At 64.5% G+C, this 18,549-nt stretch carries 13 protein-coding genes; 8 read left to right on the forward strand and 5 right to left on the reverse strand.

Translation table 11 applies throughout. The features are described from left to right. Window positions 1-460 precede the first annotated feature (460 nt). From ASC86_RS12475 to modC, 5 genes are all read left to right on the forward strand, one after another. Window positions 461-4,468 carry a hypothetical protein gene (locus ASC86_RS12475; protein WP_056321245.1) on the forward strand — a complete coding sequence of 1,336 codons (4,008 nt, stop codon included), beginning with the start codon at window positions 461-463 and terminating at the stop codon, window positions 4,466-4,468. Between the two features lie 125 nt (window positions 4,469-4,593). Then, on the forward strand, window positions 4,594-5,829 hold the full coding sequence (locus ASC86_RS12480; RefSeq protein ID WP_056321248.1) for an adenylate/guanylate cyclase domain-containing protein: 1,236 nt from the start codon (window positions 4,594-4,596) through the stop codon (window positions 5,827-5,829). A gap of 138 nt (window positions 5,830-5,967) precedes the next feature. Next, on the forward strand, window positions 5,968-6,756 hold the full coding sequence (gene modA / locus ASC86_RS12485) for a molybdate ABC transporter substrate-binding protein (protein WP_056321250.1): 789 nt from the start codon (window positions 5,968-5,970) through the stop codon (window positions 6,754-6,756). A 145-nt stretch (window positions 6,757-6,901) separates the two neighbouring features. Next, window positions 6,902-7,603, forward strand: coding sequence for a molybdate ABC transporter permease subunit (modB, locus tag ASC86_RS12490; protein ID WP_056321253.1), 702 nt, complete (start codon window positions 6,902-6,904; stop codon window positions 7,601-7,603). Beyond that, window positions 7,600-8,673, forward strand: a complete 1,074-nt coding sequence (gene modC / locus ASC86_RS12495) for a molybdenum ABC transporter ATP-binding protein (RefSeq protein ID WP_056321256.1) — start codon at window positions 7,600-7,602, stop codon at window positions 8,671-8,673. Before modB ends, modC begins: the two co-directional genes overlap by 4 nt. Here modC and ASC86_RS12500 read toward each other — a convergent pair whose 3' ends face one another. The 3 genes from ASC86_RS12500 to ASC86_RS12510 all read right to left on the reverse strand — a co-directional run bounded on the left by ASC86_RS12500 (window position 8,674) and on the right by ASC86_RS12510 (window position 13,132). Beyond that, on the reverse strand, window positions 8,674-9,045 hold the full coding sequence (locus ASC86_RS12500) for a winged helix-turn-helix domain-containing protein (protein WP_056321259.1): 372 nt from the start codon (window positions 9,043-9,045) through the stop codon (window positions 8,674-8,676). An 18-nt stretch (window positions 9,046-9,063) separates the two neighbouring features. Beyond that, a complete protein-coding gene (locus ASC86_RS12505; protein WP_056321261.1) occupies window positions 9,064-11,043 on the reverse strand; it encodes an adenylate/guanylate cyclase domain-containing protein in 1,980 nt (659 codons plus the stop codon). A 67-nt stretch (window positions 11,044-11,110) separates the two neighbouring features. Next, a complete protein-coding gene (locus ASC86_RS12510) occupies window positions 11,111-13,132 on the reverse strand; it encodes a mechanosensitive ion channel family protein (protein WP_056322536.1) in 2,022 nt (673 codons plus the stop codon). A gap of 199 nt (window positions 13,133-13,331) precedes the next feature. Here ASC86_RS12510 and ASC86_RS12515 point away from each other — a divergent pair, with 199 nt between their 5' ends. Both ASC86_RS12515 and ASC86_RS12520 read left to right on the forward strand, forming a co-directional pair. Next, window positions 13,332-14,417, forward strand: coding sequence for a glycosyltransferase family 4 protein (locus ASC86_RS12515; RefSeq protein WP_056321263.1), 1,086 nt, complete (start codon window positions 13,332-13,334; stop codon window positions 14,415-14,417). Beyond that, window positions 14,417-15,148 (forward strand): polysaccharide deacetylase family protein, encoded by a 732-nt coding sequence (locus tag ASC86_RS12520; RefSeq protein ID WP_056321265.1) that lies wholly within the window; start codon window positions 14,417-14,419, stop codon window positions 15,146-15,148. The genes ASC86_RS12515 and ASC86_RS12520 overlap by 1 nt, the downstream gene beginning before the upstream one ends. A gap of 2 nt (window positions 15,149-15,150) precedes the next feature. On the opposite strand, the gene ASC86_RS12525 is transcribed toward ASC86_RS12520, so the two are convergent. Next, a complete protein-coding gene (locus ASC86_RS12525; protein WP_056321272.1) occupies window positions 15,151-15,981 on the reverse strand; it encodes an MBL fold metallo-hydrolase in 831 nt (276 codons plus the stop codon). A gap of 216 nt (window positions 15,982-16,197) precedes the next feature. Here ASC86_RS12525 and ASC86_RS12530 point away from each other — a divergent pair, with 216 nt between their 5' ends. Beyond that, the gene (locus tag ASC86_RS12530; RefSeq protein WP_056321276.1) at window positions 16,198-18,090 is read left to right on the forward strand and encodes a metallophosphoesterase; all 1,893 of its coding nucleotides are present in this window, start codon (window positions 16,198-16,200) and stop codon (window positions 18,088-18,090) included. Here the strand turns inward: ASC86_RS12530 and ASC86_RS12535 are convergent. Continuing rightward, complete coding sequence (locus tag ASC86_RS12535; protein WP_056321279.1) at window positions 18,081-18,548, reverse strand: Crp/Fnr family transcriptional regulator; 468 nt, start codon at window positions 18,546-18,548, stop codon at window positions 18,081-18,083. The genes ASC86_RS12530 and ASC86_RS12535 overlap by 10 nt on opposite strands. Window position 18,549 lies beyond the last annotated feature (1 nt).

Here is an 18,549-nt window from a genome sequence, read left to right on the forward strand (position 1 = left end):
TGTCGGCTTTTACCGGTGAAGAAGGAAATTGGTTCCACCGTCCCGATATGGCGCAGGAAAAATGAGGGGTTGCTAAAAACCCATATAATTTAACAATCGCATTAACTTAAAATTAGACAATGCCGAATTAAATGTTCGTCAAGGCCTCTACCCGCATGTTTTGCCATGCCGGGACCCTGGAGGGCGGATGACAGTGAGACGCCTTGCTGCCGCAAGGTGCGAGCACCTCAAGGCGTGGGAATCAGGGTTTTCGGCCCTGGCTGCATGATGCCCTCCCAACGCGCTGGCTCCTGCGAGCCATGTTCCTCGTAACGTCGTTTCTTTCCAACAGGCGATCTTGTGGTCGGCCGGCATCGTCGTTTTTGCGGCGGTGTGGTCATGGTTGCGGGGTGTCTGACGATGCCGGCTGCCGGCGGAGAGAGCGATATGTGCAATCGGTCAACATCATAGGCGCGCGTCCATGACCTCGATAGTTTCCTCTCTCACTGTCAACCAGATCAAAGCCATGACGACCGCGACGATCGCATCCCTCAGCACGGATGATGTCGCGGCTCTTTCCACCAAGCAGATCGCCACGCTCAGCTCTTCCCAGATCGCCGCTCTCGAGACGGAAGATCTCGCTGCGATGAACTCCACCCAGCTGCGCGCGATCACGGCAAAGTCGCTCTCCGGCCTCACGGCTGCGCAGCTCGCCATCATCGAAACCGCCAATATCGCCAGCCTGCAGACCACGCAGATCGCCGCTCTCAGCAGCGCCCAGGTCCAGCTTCTGACCTCCGAGCAGGTCGAAGCACTGACGTCCGCCCAGGTTTCGTCGCTCAGCACCGCCGTCGTCGCTTCGTTGACCACCGACGATGTCGCCGTTTTCTCCACCGATGACATCGCTGCCATCGGTGCAAAGGCGTTTGCAAGCCTCTCGACCGACGCCATCGCCGCTCTTTCGACCGATCAGGTCGCCGTGCTGACGACGGCGCAGGTCGCCGCCCTGAAGACCAGCCAGATCCGCGCCCTGACGACCGACCAGGTCGGCGCCCTGACGACGGCCCAGGCCGCCGTCATCTCCGCCACCCAGGCGGCAGCCCTCACCACCGGCAGCGTCGCAGCCCTCACCACCGGCCAGGTCGCCGCCCTCAGCACCAAGGCGGTCGCTGCGCTGACCTCCGCCCAGGTCGCCGTTCTCAGCACCGATCAGGTCGATGCTCTCGGCACCGCCCAGATCGCCGCGTTCGGCTCTGCCGCCATCGGCGCTCTGACGACCGACCATGTGGCAGCGCTTGCTGCCGCCGACGTCGCCGCCATCAGCTCGAAGTCCTTCGCCGGCCTTAGCACCGCAGCCCTTGCCGCCCTGTCGACCGATCAGGTCGCGGGTCTCGGCACGGCATCCGTCGCTGCCATGTCGACCGCGCAGGTTGCAGCGCTGACCAGCGATCAGGTCGCCGTTCTCGGTTCCACCCAGATCTCGGCCCTGAGCGCAAAGCAGGTCGCAGCGCTCAGCACCGCCAATGTCGCCGCCCTCACCACCACGCAGGTCGGCGCCCTGAACTCCAAGACGATCGCGGCGCTGACGACCGCCCAGATCGGTGCACTGACCACCGAGCAGGCGGAAGCACTGACCACCACCCAGGTCGCCGGCCTCAGCACCGCCGCCCTCGGCGCGCTATCCACCGACCAGCTGGCTACCTTCTCGACGGCCGACGTCGCCGCCATCAGCGCCAAGGCGCTGGCCGGCCTGTCGACCACCAACTTCGCGGCCCTTTCGACCGATCAGGTCGCGGCTCTGACGACCGGCCAGATCGCCGGCCTGAAGACCACCCAGATCGCCGCCCTGACCTCCGATCAGGCCGTTGCCCTGACCACCGCCCAGGCCGCCGCGCTCAGCGCCGCCCAGGCGATCGCGATCACGACCGCTAACCTTGCCGCCCTGTCGACGGATCAGGTTGCCGCCCTCAACACCAAGGCGATCAATGCCCTGACGACGGGCCAGATCGGCGCCCTAACGACCGATCAGGTTGATGTGCTGACCACCGGCCAGCTCGGCGCGCTCGGCTCGGCTTCGCTCGCGGCCCTGACGTCCGATCAGGTCGGCGTTCTCTCGACAGCCGACATCGCCGCCCTCAACGCCAAGTCGCTGATCGGCCTGACCACGGCCAACGTCGCAGTTCTCTCGACCGATCAGGTCGGTGCGCTGAACTCCGCCGCGCTTGCAGCCCTTTCGACCGGCCAGATCGGCGCCCTGACCACGGATCAGGCCGCCGTGCTGACCACCGCGCAGCTGGGTGCGATCAGCACCGTGCAGATTGGCGCCATCAACACCGCAAGCGTCGCGGCGCTCACCACGGATCAGGTCGCGGCCCTCTCGACCGGTCAGGTTCTGGCGCTGAAGAGCACCCAGATTCAGGCGCTGACCACGGATCAGGCTGCTGCCCTGACGACCGCTCAGGTCGCTGTGCTCTCGACCGCACAGGTTGGTGCCCTTTCGACCAATAACGTCGCGGCTCTTTCCACCGGCCAGATCGCTGCCCTCAGCGTCAAGTCGGCTGCTGCGCTCTCGACCGCCCAGATCGATGCGTTCTCGACCGATCAAGCCGAAGCCCTGACCACCGCGCAGGTCGCGGCCCTCGGTTCCGCCGCTCTCGGCGCACTCTCGACGGACGATCTCGCAACCTTCTCAACCGCCGATATCGCGGCGATCACGACGAAGGTGCTGTCGACGCTCTCGACCGGCACGATCGCCTCGCTCTCGACCGATCAGGTCGCGGCTCTGACGACCGGCCAGGCGGCGGCGCTCACCACCGCCCAGATCGGCGCGCTTACCAGCGACCAGTCCGTGGCCATGACGACCGCGCAAGTGGCCGCCCTGACCAGCGCCCAGGCTGCCGCCATCACGACCGCCAACCTCGCAGCGCTTTCGACCGATCAAGTTGTTTCGCTGAACTCCAAGTCGGTTGCCGCCCTGACGCTCGCCCAGATCAACGCTTTCACCTCGGAACAGGTCGAAGCGCTCTCCTCGACGCAGGTCGCCGCCCTCGGCTCCGCCGCTGTCAGCGCGCTGGGTACGGACGATATCGCCGTCTTCTCGACGGACGACGTCGCCTCGATCAGCGCGAAATATCTGTCCTCGCTCACCACCGACAGCGTCGCGGCGCTGACGACCGATCAGGTCGCGGTTTTGACCACAGCACAGATCGCGGCCCTCTCTTCGGCCCAGATCGGTGCGCTGACGACGGACCAGGCCGCCGTCCTGACCACGGCCCAGCTCGGTGCGCTCTCCTCGACGCAGCTTGCCGCCGTCGATACCGACAACATCGCGGCCCTGACCACGGTTCAGGTTGCGGCTCTCTCGTCCAAGTCCATTGCGGCCCTGACTTCGGGTCAGGTCGCAGCGCTGACCACCGATCACATCGCCGCTCTTTCGACCGGCCAGATCGGCAGCTTCGGCTCGGCAGCGGTCGCAGCGCTGACGACCGATCAGGTCGCAGCCTTCGGCACCGACGACATCGCCGCCATCAACACCAAGTCGCTGGCATCGCTGACCACGGCGAACCTCGCCGTTCTCTCCAGCGATCAGGCTGCCGCCCTGACCAACGCCCAGGTTGCCGTCCTGACCACCAGCCAGATCGGCGGCCTGACCAGCGACCAGGCGGCTGCGCTCACCACGTCGCAGATCGCGACGCTGAGCTCGACGCAGGCCAAGGCGCTGACCACGGCCAACGTCGCCGCCCTTTCGACGGGGCAGGTCGCGGCCTTCGCCACCAGCAGCGTCGCCGCCCTCACAACCGATCAGGTCGGTGCCCTGACCACGGAGCAGGTCGAAGCCCTGACCACCACGCAGGTCGCGGCCCTCGGCTCGGCTTCGCTGGGGGCTCTCGGCAGCGATGACATCGTCACCTTCTCGACCGCCGATGTCGCGGCGATCGCCGCGAAGGCCCTCTCGGGCCTTTCCACCGGCAATGTTGCGGCCCTCACCACCGATCAGGTGGCGGCGCTGACGAGCAGCCAGTTGCTGGCTCTCTCGACGGCGCAGGTTCAGGCGCTTACGACCGACCAGCTGGTGTCGCTGACGACGGCGCAGGTCAATGCCCTGAGCTCGACGCAGGTGGCTTCGCTCTCGACCGGCAATCTCGCGGTTCTCGGAACCGACCAGATCGTCGCCCTGAATGCGAAGGCGGTTGCGGCGCTTACCACGGCGCAGATCCAGTCCCTGACGACCGAGCAGGTCGAGGCGCTGACCTCCACCCAGATCGCCGGTCTCACCTCGACCGCCCTCGGCGCCCTGTCTTCGGACGGCATCGCGGCCTTCTCGACCGACGATATCGCGGCCATCAGTCTCAAGGCCCTGCCGGGCCTCGAAACGGCCGATATCGCCGCCATGTCGAGTGCCCAGCTGAACGCTCTGTCTTCGACGCAACTCGCCGCCCTCAACTCCGATCAGGTCGCTGCTGTCATCGCCGCCTACCAGGCCGTCTGATAGCCGGCACATCCACGACATCGAAAGGCCCCTTCGCTCGCGGAGGGGCTTTTTGCTTTTGAGGTGTTGCTTGACTTGCCGGTGCTCACCAAATCTAGTTCACGCGGTTTCAGGGCGGAGGCTTTATGGATTCGGACCCGGCATTCGCGCAGGAAGGGCATTGGCCCGTCCGGCGCCGCGCCATTCTCGACTGGCTGGTCAGCGGCACGCGCGACGAGCGTTACATCGACAGAATTCTCGTCGAGCTGTGCAAGCGGCTTCAGGCGGCCGGCGTGCCGGTGGCGCGCGCCACGCTGCATTTCCGCACCCATCATCCCGAATGGCTCGGCGCCCGGATTTTATGGCGCACGGGCATGGACGAGGCCAAGATCAGCTTCTTCGGCTATGGGGTCGAGGAAACGGCGCAATTCCAGAACAGCCCAGCCAACGAGATCATGAGCGGCGCCGCCGAGGTGCGGCAGAACCTCGAAGGGCTCGCCGAACGGGGACACGCCTATTCTCTCTATGTAGAGCTTGCCCGCGAGGGGATGACGGATTACGTCGCCTGGCCGATGGACCATACGCTCGGCAAGCGCCACGTTATGACCTTTTCCAGCGACCGGCCGGGCGGGTTTCTCGACGAGCATCTGGAATTCCTGAAAGACCTGACGCCGGCGCTGACGCTGGTCACCGAAATCCGCATCAAGAACATTCTCGCCCGCACGCTGCTGCGCACCTATGTCGGACCGCATGCGAGCGAGCAGATATTGGCCGGCGCCACCACGCGCGGCAGCGGCGTCACCGTTGCGGCCGCGATCGTGATCTGCGACCTGCGCGGCTTCACGGCCATCTCCGACCTATGGCCGCGCGACGACGTCATCGACCTCCTGAACGCCTATTTCGACGCGATGTCGGAGCCGATCCAGGCCCATGGCGGCGAAATCCTCAAATTCATGGGCGACGGGCTGCTGGCGATCTTCCCGCTCAGCAATCCGAGGGCCTGTTTCGACCTTTTGCAGGCGATCGGCGAGGCGCAGGCGGCGATGGCCACCTATAATCTCGAAAATGCCGCGCGGGGGCGGCCTGTCCTCGGTTACGGCGTCGGCGTCCATGTGGGCGACGTGATGTACGGCAATATCGGCTCGCGCCAGCGGCTGGATTTCACCGTCATCGGCCCTGCCGTCAACATTGCCTCGCGGCTGGAGGCGCTGACCAAGGAGATCGGTCGCCCGGTGCTGCTGTCGCGCGAATTCGCCGACATGGTGCGCCATGAGGTCGAGCTGGAAAGCCTCGGCGCCTACCCGCTGAAGGGAGTGGGGGAACCGGTGCATGTCTATAGCCAGCCGGTCGCCGCCGCGCAGGAGAAGATTTCGGGCGGCTGAGCGTTGCCAGTCCCGGCGCAGGCCGGACCGTCCGGCTTTCTCGTTTCAAGCAATGTGTTTCTTCGAATATAACGCTAGTCATTCGCTCTGCTTCGCTATATCCATTCGGATATTTCGAGAGAATTGGAGAGGGAACCCATGACATTTCATCTTTTCGGCAAGCTGACGAAAGTTGCCGTCGCCGTTGCCGTTGCAGGTTTCACCGCCGTTGCCAGCCCCGCGATGGCCGATGACGCGATCGCCGTCTTTGCCGCTACGAGCCTGAAGAACGCGCTTGATGCGGCCAATGCCGAATGGACCAAGGAAAGTGCCAAGCAGACGACGGTTTCCTATGCCGCAAGCTCGGCGCTCGCCAAGCAGATCGAATCCGGCGCGCCGGCCGATCTGTTCATCTCCGCCGACCTCGCCTGGATGGATTATGTCGGCGAGAAGAAGCTGATCAAGGACGACACCCGTTCCAATTGGCTCGGCAACCGCATCGTGCTCGTCGCGCCGAAGGAAAATGCCAAGACCGTCGAGATCAAGGAGGGTTTTGACCTCGCCGGTCTCGTGGGCGACGGCAAACTCGCCATGGGTGCGGTCGATTCCGTGCCGGCCGGCAAATATGGCAAGGCGGCGCTGGAGAAGCTCGGCGTCTGGTCGTCGGTCGAGGGCAAGGTCGCCGGTGCTGAAAGCGTTCGTGCGGCGCTGGCGCTGGTTTCGCGCGGCGAAGCGCCCTACGGCATCGTCTACCAGACGGATGCGGCTGCCGATCCGGGCGTTGCCGTCGTCGGGACTTTCCCGGAAGACAGCCATCCGCCGATCATCTACCCGGTCGCCATTCTCTCGGAATCGAAGAATGCCGATGCTGCCGCCTATCTTGAATTCCTGAAATCGGACAAGGCTGCAGCGTTCTTCACGGAGCAGGGCTTCACCATCCTGAAATAGGAGCTACAAGGGAAGCAGAGTGGGCGGCTTCACCCCCCTCTGTCACTCCGTGACATCTCCCCCCCTTGAGGGGGAGATGTCACGGAGTGACAGAGGGGGTATGGCGGCACGGCGTGGACATCATTGTCGTTATCGGAGTAACCCATTGGACTGGCTGGTCTTGAGCGATGCGGAATGGACGGCGATCCATCTGAGCCTTCGGATTTCTGTCGTCGCCATGCTCGCCAGCCTGCCTTTCGGCATTCTCGTCGCCATGGCGCTCGCGCGCGGACGTTTCTGGGGCAAGTCGCTTCTCAACGGCATCGTGCATCTGCCGCTGATCCTGCCGCCGGTCGTCACCGGCTTCATTCTGCTCATTCTGTTCGGCCGGCGTGGGCCGGTCGGTTCCTTCCTGTCGGACTGGTTCGGCATCGTCTTGTCCTTCCGCTGGACGGGTGCAGCACTCGCCTGCGCGGTCATGGGCTTTCCGCTGATGGTGCGGTCGATCCGGTTGTCGATCGAGGCGGTGGACCGCAGGCTGGAAGAGGCGGCTGGCACGCTTGGGGCGTCGCCGCTCTGGGTGTTTGCGACCGTCACCCTGCCGCTGATCCTGCCGGGGGTGATCGCCGGCATGATCCTGTCCTTCGCCAAGGCGATGGGCGAGTTCGGCGCGACCATCACCTTCGTTTCCAATATTCCTGGCGAAACCCAGACGCTGTCGGCGGCGATCTATACCTTCACCCAGGTTCCGGGCGGCGATCTCGGGGCGATGCGGCTCACCATTGTCGCCATCGTCATTTCCATGGCGGCACTTCTGGCTTCCGAATTCATGGCGCGCCTCGTCGGGCGCAGGATCGAGGTCGAATGAGCCTGATCGTCGAAGCCCGCCACCGGCTCGGCCGGTTTTCGCTGGATGCCGGGTTTACCTCGCAGTGCGGCGTTACCGCGCTGTTCGGCCGCTCCGGCTCGGGCAAGACTTCGCTGCTGCGCATCATCGCCGGCCTGACGGCGCCGGATGAGGGCAGGGTCTCCCTCGACGGCGATGTGCTGGTCGATACGGCGGCGGGCCGGTTCGTGCCCTGCCACCGACGCCGGTTCGGTTATGTGTTTCAGGAGGCGCGGCTCTTTCCGCATCTCACCGTGCGCAAGAACCTCGGCTATGGCCGCTGGTTTTCGCCGAAGGCGGCGCGCGGCGACGATCTCGCCCGCATCGTCGATCTGCTCGGCATCGAGGCGCTTCTGGAGCGGCGGCCCTCCAATCTTTCGGGCGGTGAAAAGCAGCGCGTGGCGATCGGCCGGGCGCTGCTTTCCGATCCGCGCCTGTTGCTGATGGACGAGCCGCTGGCGGCGCTCGACGAGGAGCGCAAGGCGGAAATCCTGCCCTATCTCGAACGGTTGCGCGACGAGACGAGCGTGCCGATCGTCTATGTCAGTCATTCGGTGGCCGAAGTCGCGCGCCTTGCCGACCATGTGGTCGTGCTGGAGGCCGGCAAGATCAGGGCGACGGGGTCGGCGGCGGACATCCTCGGGGATGCATCGGTTTCGATCGCGGCCGAGCGCCGTGAAACCGGGGCATTGCTGGAGGGCACGATCCGCTCTATCGACGACAGCAATGGCCTGACGACGGTGGTCCTGAAAACGGCATCGCTGCTCATCCCCGGACATCACGATATCGGCCGGCGCGTGCGCGTGCATATCCCCGCGAGAGACGTGCTCCTGGCGACCGCACGGCCGGAAGGGATCAGCGCCCTCAATATCCTCGAAGGCACAGTCGCGGGCCTGAAAGCCGGCAGCGGTGAAACGATGGATGTGTCGGTCGATTGCGGCGGCGATGTCATCCAGTCGCGCATCACCCGTTTTTCGACGGAGCGGTTGGGGCTGAAGATCGGCAGTCCCGTCTATGCGATCGTCAAGACGGTGGCCTTCGAGCGGCCCTGATCAGGTCTCCGCAGGGAGGCTGCGGTGGTTTTCCAGCCAGTCGAGATCGGCGCGGATCGCAGCCTGGGTCTTTTCCTCCATGGCGCGGAAGCGGGCGAGCACCTCTTCGCCGAAAGGGGTGATCTGCGCGCCGCCGCCCTGTTTTCCGCCGCGCTGCGAGGCGACGACCGGTTCCGAGAACATCACGTTCATTTCCTCGACCAGCAGCCAGGCGCGGCGATAGGACATATCCATCGCCCGGCCCGCGGCGGAAATGGAGCCGGTGGTCCTGATGTGTTCCAGAAGCTCCATCTTGCCGCGGCCGAGCCGCTGCTCCGGAGAAAACTGGATGCGCAGCACGGTGCGCATGGGGAAATTGCGGGTTGCGGTCATCGCGGGGTCCTTCCGGCTTCAACCTATAACAGGTGCGCCGTGGCCGGAAGCATCGTCCTCGATCTTTTCCAGCAGTTCGTAGATGTCGATCGGCTCCTTGCGCCCCTTGGCATGGACGCTGCCGAGGCTGCGGAAACCGAAGGCATCGCCGGCCACCGTGCGGATGCTGCCGCTGGCAATGATCGTCGTGCCGAATTGCTTGTTGATGCCTTCAAGGCGGGAGGCGACATTCACCGTATCGCCCATGGCGGTATATTGCCGGCGCGACTGCGCCCCGACGCTGCCGACCACGGCGATGCCGGTGTGCAGGCCAAAGCGGGTGACCAGCTCCGGTTTTCCGGCCAGCCGGTTTTCCGCGTTGAAGGCATCGATCCGGCGCTTCAGGTCGAGCGCGCAGCGACAGCCGTCGCCGACATGATCGGCATTGGCGACCGGCGCGTTCCACATGCCGAAGATCGAATCGCCGAGATACTGGATGATCGCGCCGTTATGGGCTTCCACCGTCTCGTTCATCAGCTCGAAATAGGCGGTCAGCATGTCGACGATCTCTTCCGGTGAATGCTCTTCCGAAATCGTCGTGAAATCGCGGATGTCGGTGAACAGCACGGTCACTTCCTGCCGGATGGCGGTGCGCGCCATCGCCTGGCCGGAAGAGATGATCTTGCGCACCAGCTCGCGCGGCACGTAGAGCGCGAAGGATTTCATCGCCTCGCTGGCGGCGGCGAGCGAGGCGGTCAGCATGTTGATTTCCAGCACCCAAGACTGCACCTTCTCGAAGCCGTGGAATTCGAGATCGCCCATGCGACGGGCGTTGGCGGCAAGCGAAAACAGCGCCCTGCTGATCAGCCGGGCGATCAGCAATGCCGCAAGGATGCCGGCCGTGAGGAAGGCGAGCGCGATCAGCAGCGTCTTTTGCAGCAGGGCCTCGGTCGGGCCGATGAAATCGTCGAGCGGGGCGGTGATGACGATGGTGTTGCCGCGCATCAGGCCGGAGAAGGAGACGGAGGCGATCTGCGCCATGTAATCGACACCATCAACCGTAAAGCGCACCATCTTGCCGTCGGCCGTGCCGGTCGTCCAGTCGAGGTCCTTGACCGCATCGAGAATGGGGTCCTGGATCTGCACCAGTTCGTCGGCGATCTTCGGCGGGGCCGAAAGAATGGCGAGCAGGCGCTCCATCTCGGCGGGATCGGAATGCACGATCAACTGCCGCTCGTCATCGAAGACATAGCCGCGGGCATTGCCGGAAACCATTTCGCGCGCCAGCAGCCGGCTCACCGTCTGCAGCAGCACATCCACCCCGACGACGACCTCGGAATCCTTTTCCATCGGCATGGCGAGCGTGACGGCGAGCGAACGGGTGCTCGCCGTCGCATAGGGGCCGACGGAAACCGGTCCGTCCCGCGTCCGCGCGGTGTTGTACCAGGGGCGCCGGCGCGGATCGTAGGCGCTGTTTTCGATCTGCTTTTCGCCGACGGTCTTGCCGGCGGCATCGAAGAAGGTCCAGGAGGCAAGCGTGCCGGTCGATTGGCTGACGATGGTCCGCATGGCGACGGTGGCCCCTTCAGGGGCGGACAGCCGGGCCGCCCAGGCGGGATTTTCCACCATGTCGACGACCTGTATGAAGCTGCCGTCCGGATAGCCCAGGTAAAGCCCGTCGATGGCCGGCGAACTCTGGAGCATCTTGAGCAGAAATTCCCGCTTGGCGTTCATTTCCGCCGGCGGCGGCGACAGCATCGGCTGCAGGACCGATGTGGTGTTGATCGCGGAATAACCGTCGCCGAACACGCCCTCGTAGCTTTCGATGGTGCGGCGGCTGAGGACCTTCATCTGCTCTTCGCCGGCCGCGAGCGCGGCGGCGCTGCCCTGCCTGTGGGCAAGCCAGATGATCGGCACCGAGATCGCCACCAGCAGAGCGACGATGATGATGCTGAGGTGGAACCGGAGAGGTCTTACCCAGGGCGAGCGTGCCGTGTTTCTTGCACTGCCTTGGTTCACGGCAGACGTCCTTTTTTGAAAGGCAGTGGGCAATAGAAGGACATGAGCCGCATTATTTTGCTACTGCCTAGGCCCCGCCCGCGGCGGCGGCCTGTGCGGCTTCCGTCGCCATCTGGTGTTTCCGGAGCGCTGCTGCCGCGGCCGTCGGATCGCCCTTTTCGTCGCCGCCGACCTGGACCGTCGGTTGGGCGAATTCGATGCCGTTTTCCATGAAGGCGCGCCGAATCATCGTATAGGCGCGGCGGCGCACCATTGTCTGCATGCCGGGCTTTGCGGTGAAGGCGAAGCTGAGTTCGATGCCGAAATCCCCGATCTCCTCCACGCCCTTCATCTTCAGCGGCATCAGGATCATCGGCCCGAATTCGGGATCTTCCGACAGCTCGGCGCCGAGCTTCTTGGTGATCTTCCTCGCCTTGTCGACGTCGGTGTCGAATTTCACCCGGAGGCGGAACTTGTCGATCACCCAGTCGCGGCTCATGTTCTGGACCGCGCCAAGCTCGCCGAACGGTACGGTGAAGACCGGGCCGCGATGGTGGCGAAGCCGGATCGAGCGCAGGCTGAAGGATTCGACCGTGCCCTTGTAGCTGCCGCTCTGGATATATTCGCCGACGCGGAAGGCATCGTCCATCAGGTAGAAGACACCGCTGACGATATCCTTGACCAGCGTCTGCGAGCCGAAGCCGATGGCGACGCCGAAAATGCCGGCGCCGGCGATCAGCGGGCCGATGGCGACGCCCATTTCCGACAGCACCATCAGGCCGGCAGTGACGAGCACCAGCGCCGCCAGCGCATTGCGGAAGATCGGCAGCAGAGTGCGCAGCCGGCTGCCGCGCGCAATATCCGCGGGGTTCTGTAACTGCGGGTCGGACACGGTTTGCAATTTCCGGTCGATAAAGGTCTTGGTGAGTTCCCAGCAGAGATCGGCGAGCAGCAGGATGACGACGCTCTTGAACAGGCCGGTGATGATGGTGTCGAGCACCGGATTGCGCTGCAGGAGATCGTTCGGATCATAGCGCCAGATGAGCGCAAGCCAGGCGACGGCCGCGCCGATCACCAGCGCGCGGGCGCCGCGCGAGATCAGCACCATGCGCGGGCTGTTGACCACGCCCTCCTGCCAGCGACTTTCAGCAAAGGCGCGAACCATGTGATCGACGGCCGGCAGCACGCGGGGCAGGGCGGCGGCGAAAATGCCGATCCAGAACAGCCCGTTGAAATCGAGGCACCAGACGAGCCACAACGCGACGAGGGCGAGGGTGCGCAGCATCTTCGGCCAGAGCCGCTGCGGGCTTTCTTCGGCCGGAGCGGCAAGCCACACGGTTTCAATCGCGATCGCCAGCAGCACCGCCGAGACGAAGAGCGAAATGACGGTGCTGACATCTGGGTCGACGCCGAGCTTCGGCCCCAGCGCTGCAAGCACGATGCCGGCCAGCAGTATGCCGGTAAAAATCATGCCGCGGCGATGGACGGTCCGGTGGCTTGCGCCGGCCGTCATCGCCAACCGCGCGATGGCGAGCACCGTGCGGAAGGCAAAGACCGCCAGCAGGGAAAACAGGACGACCGGGCGCACCAGCAGCGGCCAGGGCACGACAAGGAAAATGACCGATGCGGTGACGATAAACACCAGCGTCGGCCCGGCTTCCAGCAGCAACTTGTTGAGGATGCCGTTTTCAAAACGGGCGCCCTTGCTGACACGCTTGAAAATCCACTCGATCGCCAGGCCCACCGCGACGATGGCGGCAATCAGCAGATAGGTGGGGGCAAAGCCGCTTGCGGCCCCATCGGCGCGGATGCGGGCGGAGACCCTGGCAATTTCGGAGGGCACCTTCGGCACCGCCGCGGCAAGCGCGGCAAAATGGCTGCGCGCCTTTTCCTCGAGGTCTTCGACATCCTGCGTCGGGATGGCAGGAGCCTGCGTCTGGGCCTGTGCCTGCTGCTGGGCGGTGATCCAACTGCGGATGGCGGGATCGTCGAGCAGTTTGAGCAGTTCCGACAGTTTCTCCGGCGGCGGCGCGGCCGCCGTTTGCGCAAGAGACGGGCCGGCGATCAGCAGCGACAGCAGGACGAGAAAGGCGGAAAACACGTTACGCATACAGACCCCACGCCGGAACAGATGATCGATGCCGGCGTCGAAACCCCCTCCGACCGCCATGCATGATCAGGAGCCTGCCCCCAAGCAACAAAAAATGCAACCAACCGTTTTTCAACGGTGACGCGATGCAGCCGGTTGGGCCCTTGGAAACGGTGAAGGTCTATTTCTCCGGCATCGTTTATCGGATAGACCTCGGGCCATGAAGATCGCCTTTTATTCTCCGCTCAAATCGCCGAATCATCCCGTGCCCTCCGGCGACCGGCTGATGGCGCGGCAGTTGATGGCGGCGCTGCGGATGGCGGGGCATGAGGTGGAGGTCGCGTCCGAACTGCGCAGCTTTTCACGCGCACCGGGCGAGGGGATTTCTGCCCAAGTGGCTAAGGCCGAGATTGCGCGGTTGCGGCGGCTTTGGCGGGAAAGCGGCGCGCCGGATGCCTGGTTCACCTACCATCCCTACTACAAGGCGCTGGATATGCTCGGCCCGATGCTCGCGGCGGAAGCCGGCATTGCCTATGTGACGGCCGAAGCCTCCTATTCCGCGCGGCGCGACCGTGACGGCTGGGCGGGGCGGCAGGCGTTTCTGGCCGAGGGCCTGCGGCAGGCCGCCGTCAATATCTGCATGACACGGCGCGACCGGGCGGGACTGGAAGCGGCCGTGCCCGACGCGCGCTTCGCCATGCTTTCCCCGTTCATCGATCCGGCTCCGTTTCTGGCGTTGGAACCCGCGCCGCAACCGGGGCGGCTCGTCTGCGTGGCGATGATGCGCAGCGGCGACAAGCTCGACAGTTTTCGCATGCTGGCTCAAGCGCTCGGCCTGCTCGACCGTCTGGACTGGCGGCTTTCCATCGTCGGCGACGGGCCGGCGGCGGGGGAGGTGAGAGCCGTCTTCGCCGACCTCCCGGAAAGCCGGATCGACTGGCTTGGCGAGCGGCAGCCGGCCGAGATCGCGACGATCCTGTCGCAAGCGGCCGTTTATGTCTGGCCTGGTTGCGGCGAAGCCTACGGGCTTGCCTATCTCGAAGCCCAGGCAGCCGGCCTGTCGGTGGTGGCGCAGGCGACGGCCGGTGTGCCGGAGGTGGTGATGCACGAACGAACCGGCCTGCTGACGCCGGCCGGCGATATCGAAGCTTATGCGGCTGCTACTGCCGATCTCCTGGAAAACGATGGCAGGCGGCAGGCGATGGCGCGGGCGGCGCGGGAGTTCGTTCGGGATGAACGCTCGCTGGTGCAGGCATCCGCCACACTTTCCGGCATTCTCGAAACCTATGTGAAAGGCGCACACTGATGGCTGTTTTTGATCCTCTCCTCGAAGCGCTGTCCCGCTGGTCCGAGGCCGGGCGTGTCGCAAGCTTCTGGCTGCGGGATGATGACGCGGTCATTCCGACCCCGGCACTGGAGCGGTTTCTGGCCCTGACCCGCCGTTTCGACGTTCCGGCGACCCTTGCCGTCATCCCGGCCGCAACAGGTCCCGCGCTTGCGGAACGGCTGGCGGGCGAAGAGGGCATTTCCGTTGCCGTCCATGGCTGGTCGCACACCAACTATGCGATGCGGGACCAGAAGAAGCGGGAATTGGGTCTCGAACGGCCGCTGGAACTGGTTCTGGGCGAACTCGGACGTGGGCTCGATACGCTGCGCGCGCTGCATCCGGCGCGTTTCGTGCCGCTTCTGGTGCCGCCGTGGAACCGGATCGATGCCGGCCTCGTGCCGCATCTGCGGGTGCTGGGCTTTCGGGCTCTCTCGGTCTATGGGCCGGAAAAGCCGGCCGCACTGCCTGTTGTCAACACCCATGTCGATGTGATGGACTGGCATGGCACGCGCGGGGGCCGCGATGCGGCGGCGCTGGTAGCGGAGATCGTCGCGCGGCTTTCGGATATGGGGCAGGGCGGCAGCATGGGGCTTTTGACCCATCATCTCGTCCATGACGCCGCCGTCTGGTCGTTCCTCGAAGGACTGTTTGCGGCGACCGCCGGTCATCCGGCCTGCCGCTGGACACCGGTTTCCGAGCTTATGCAATAGGCTCAGACGTCGATGACCTGCCCGTCGCGGGCGACGAAGGCGCCGGCGAATTCGCGCTTGGCGGCAAGATCGATGGCGTTGAGGGCGTTATCGGTGCGCAGCGGCGAATGGTGGATGAAGCCCACGCGCTTGGCGCCTGCCGCCTCGGCGAGCCGGATGCCGTGCTGCCAGGAGGAGTGGCCGTAGCCGACATGGCGGGGCATCTCTTCGTCGGTATAGGTGCAATCGTACAGGAAGAGATCGGCGTCGGTGATGAGGTCGAGCACGGCGGGATCGAGCGTGCCCGGATGATGTTCGGTATCGGTGATGACGGCGACCGAGCGGCCGCCCCATTCGACCCGGTAACCCACCGCACCGCCGGGATGGAACAGCTTGCCGGTCTTGATCGTCACGTCGGGATAGGGGGTGAGGATATCGCCGCTGCGGAAATCGCGGGCATTGAGCGAGGCGCGGCAGATATCCGGCTCGACCGGAAACCACGGTGGCCGCATGAATTCGCCGATGATCTGCCGGGTCGTCATGCGCCCCGCCAGATGGCCGGACCACAGCGTGACGGAGGCATGGGGATCGAACAGGGCCGAAAAATAGGGAAGCCCGATGATGTGGTCGTAATGGCAGTGGGTGAAGAACAGGTTGAAATCGGTCACACCTTCGGCGCGCAGGGTCTGCCCCGCGGGCATCAAGCCGGAGCCGGCATCGAACAGCAGCCGGTGCGGGCCGACCTGCATTTCGATGCAGATGGTGTTGCCGCCATATTGCTGGAAGTCCGGACCTGATACCGGCAGGCTGCCTCGCACACCCCACAACCGTACCCGAAACACGTTTTCGTTCACTCTCTCGCCCCAGTCACGGCCGCTTGCGCGCCGGCTGCAACTTTCTCTCGAAGTCTCGACTTCACCTCTGGAGCGGGCATTCGTGCCGGCCTCATTTCCGCCATGTTATCCAAAGCTTCAGGCTTAATCGAGACTGAAATTCGCTTTTTCTTTCCATATATGGCACAGACGGCAACAAAAGAATCCGGTTTGGAAACTCGACGGAAACATTCCCGCATGCCGCCCTCCTCAGCGCCCCGCATCGCCATCGTGGCGGATGTCCATTACCATGATGTTTACGGCAATTATGGTGTCGAAGGCGTTTTTGACGACGCCGGCCGGCGGATGGCCCTCCGCCGGCTTTCCGATACCGTCAAATCCACCCGCGTCTTCAACGAAAGCCATGCTGCGCTGAGGCGCACGCTCGACGACATCGCGGCCGCCGGCATCGGCGATGTCGTGCTGCTCGGCGATTATTCCGACGACGGGCAGGTGGCGACGGTGAAGAGCCTCAGGCTTCTGTTGGAGGATTACCAGCGCCGCCACGGCCTGCGCTTCCATGCGCTGCCCGGAAACCACGATATTTTCGCGCTCGACGGCCGGCATCGGACCAAGCGTTTTTTGACCGGGGACGGCGGTTACAGCGTTGCCACCAGCGATGCGGGCATCACCGACGCCGATGCGGCGGAGATCGTGGTGACGCCGGCGATGTATTGCCCCGGTTATCCCGAAGGGCTTTCGAACATGGCTGCCTTCGGTTTCTTCCCGAGGGGCGACGAGCTGCATTGGGAAACGCCGTTCGGCTCAGAGGCTGCTGTGGAGGGCCGTACTTACGAGGTCCGTTCGCCGGATGGCCGGGTGCGGCGGCGGCTGATGGAGGCGTCCTATCTCGTCGAGCCCTTGCCGGATGTATGGCTGCTGATGATCGACGCCAATGTCTTTGCGCCGGTCGATGGCATCGCGCCCGGCGATGCCGGAGATTTCGCCGATAGCACCGATGCCGGCTGGAACGGCATGCTGAAGCACAAGGCCTTCCTATTCGACTGGTTTGCCGATGTGGCGCGGCGGGCAAAGGCGGCGGGGAAGTGCCTGATGGCCTTTTCCCATTATCCGGCAATCGATCCGCTGGATGGCACGCGGGATGCGGAACTGGCGCTTCTCGGGCGGACGGGCATGGTGAAGCGCATCCCGGATGCCGCTGTTGCCGAGCGGCTGATGGCAGCCGGCATCGCCGTGCATTTCAGCGGGCACCTGCATGTGAACGATACGGCGCGGTCGCGCAGCACGGATGGCGGCTATCTGGTCAATGTCGCGGTGCCGTCGCTGGTGGCGTTTCCCTGCGGTTACAAGGTCGTGACGATCCACCCCGATCGGCTGGAGATCGACACACCTGGGCTCGATGATCTGGCGCGCGATCCGGTGATCCGCCGGTGTTATCAGATGGAAATGGCGGCTTCCCCTTCTCCACTGCGGGGAGAAGGTACCCGAAGGGCGGATCAGGGGGTGCTGCCGGTTGCTCCAAGCCAGCCGTCCCCCTCATCCGGCCCTACTGGCCACCTTCTCCCCGCTGGGGAGAAGGGGAAGCAGGGGGCGGGCTGGGAGGTAAGACAATCGCTCGCGAGGGTGCAGGCAGCCGACGATTACGGGACTTTCCTTTATGAGCATCTTGGCCATCTGGTTGGCCGGCGTCATCTGAAACGGGAATGGCCGAAGGCTCTCGCCGATGCCCTGTGGGCGCTGGATCTCGCCGATCTGGTCTTGTTGGCAAAACGGCCGGAAGACATTGCCCTTGCCGATGCAAAGACCGTTACCGCCGATGAACCGCAAGCAGCGGATGCCGTGGCGCTGATGGTGGAAAGCCGTCGTCTCGGCCTCTCCGCCATGGACTTCCTGGCGGACTGGTACCGGCTGCGCATGGGCAGCGAACTGGCCTTGCCGTGGATCGGCGCGGAAAAGCTTGGCCTCTACGATGGGGTCGCCGCGCTCTACCCTAGGGCAAGCTGGCCCGCGGACACGGCGCAGGCATCCTTCGCGCTGCTGTTTGCGATGTATGAGCGCTATCGCTCAGGGCTCCCCTCGAACAGGTTTTCGATCCGCCGGGCAGATGGCGCGATCAGCGCTCAATCCTGATCGGGGTTGCGGGCGCGGCTGCGGGCTTCGCTGAGTTCGCTGGTGGTGTGGCTGAGACGGTCGGCCAGCACGCGCATGATCTCGATAGTGATCTCGGGAAAATCCGTCAGCAGTTTCAGGAAATGATCCTTGCGGATGCGCAGCGCCTCGAGCGAGGTGGTGGTCTTGACGGTCGCGGTCCTGGAGACGTCGCAGAGAATGGCGATCTCGCCGACGATCGAGTTCTTCTCGACTTCAGCGACCTTGATCGGCCCGGAGGAGGTATCGACCAGAATGTCTGCCTTGCCGTCCAGCACCACGTAAGCCGCGTCCCCGGCATCGCCCTGCTGGAAAAGCGCCTCGCCGACATCGTAGCTGACCCGGTCCGAGGTAAAGGCAAGCAGTTTCAGCTTTCCCGGCTCGACGCCGGCGAAAAGCGGAACCCGCCGCAACATTTGAACTTCGTCCTTCAGCAGCATG

Source organism: Rhizobium sp. Root1212 (assembly GCF_001424985.1).
Taxonomy (GTDB): Bacteria; Pseudomonadota; Alphaproteobacteria; order Rhizobiales; family Rhizobiaceae; genus Pararhizobium.

Coding starts and splice junctions, on each gene's coding strand:
- ASC86_RS12520 (WP_056321265.1), top strand. CDS start 14,417: ATGGCTGTTTTTGATCCTCTCCTCGAAGCGCTGTCCCGCTGGTCCGAG.
- ASC86_RS12515 (WP_056321263.1), top strand. CDS start 13,332: ATGAAGATCGCCTTTTATTCTCCGCTCAAATCGCCGAATCATCCCGTG.
- ASC86_RS12480 (WP_056321248.1), top strand. CDS start 4,594: ATGGATTCGGACCCGGCATTCGCGCAGGAAGGGCATTGGCCCGTCCGG.
- ASC86_RS12475 (WP_056321245.1), top strand. CDS start 461: ATGACCTCGATAGTTTCCTCTCTCACTGTCAACCAGATCAAAGCCATG.
- modC (WP_056321256.1), top strand. CDS start 7,600: ATGAGCCTGATCGTCGAAGCCCGCCACCGGCTCGGCCGGTTTTCGCTG.
- ASC86_RS12510 (WP_056322536.1), bottom strand. CDS start 13,132: ATGCGTAACGTGTTTTCCGCCTTTCTCGTCCTGCTGTCGCTGCTGATC.
- ASC86_RS12535 (WP_056321279.1), bottom strand. CDS start 18,548: ATGCTGCTGAAGGACGAAGTTCAAATGTTGCGGCGGGTTCCGCTTTTC.
- modA (WP_056321250.1), top strand. CDS start 5,968: ATGACATTTCATCTTTTCGGCAAGCTGACGAAAGTTGCCGTCGCCGTT.
- ASC86_RS12500 (WP_056321259.1), bottom strand. CDS start 9,045: ATGACCGCAACCCGCAATTTCCCCATGCGCACCGTGCTGCGCATCCAG.
- ASC86_RS12530 (WP_056321276.1), top strand. CDS start 16,198: ATGCCGCCCTCCTCAGCGCCCCGCATCGCCATCGTGGCGGATGTCCAT.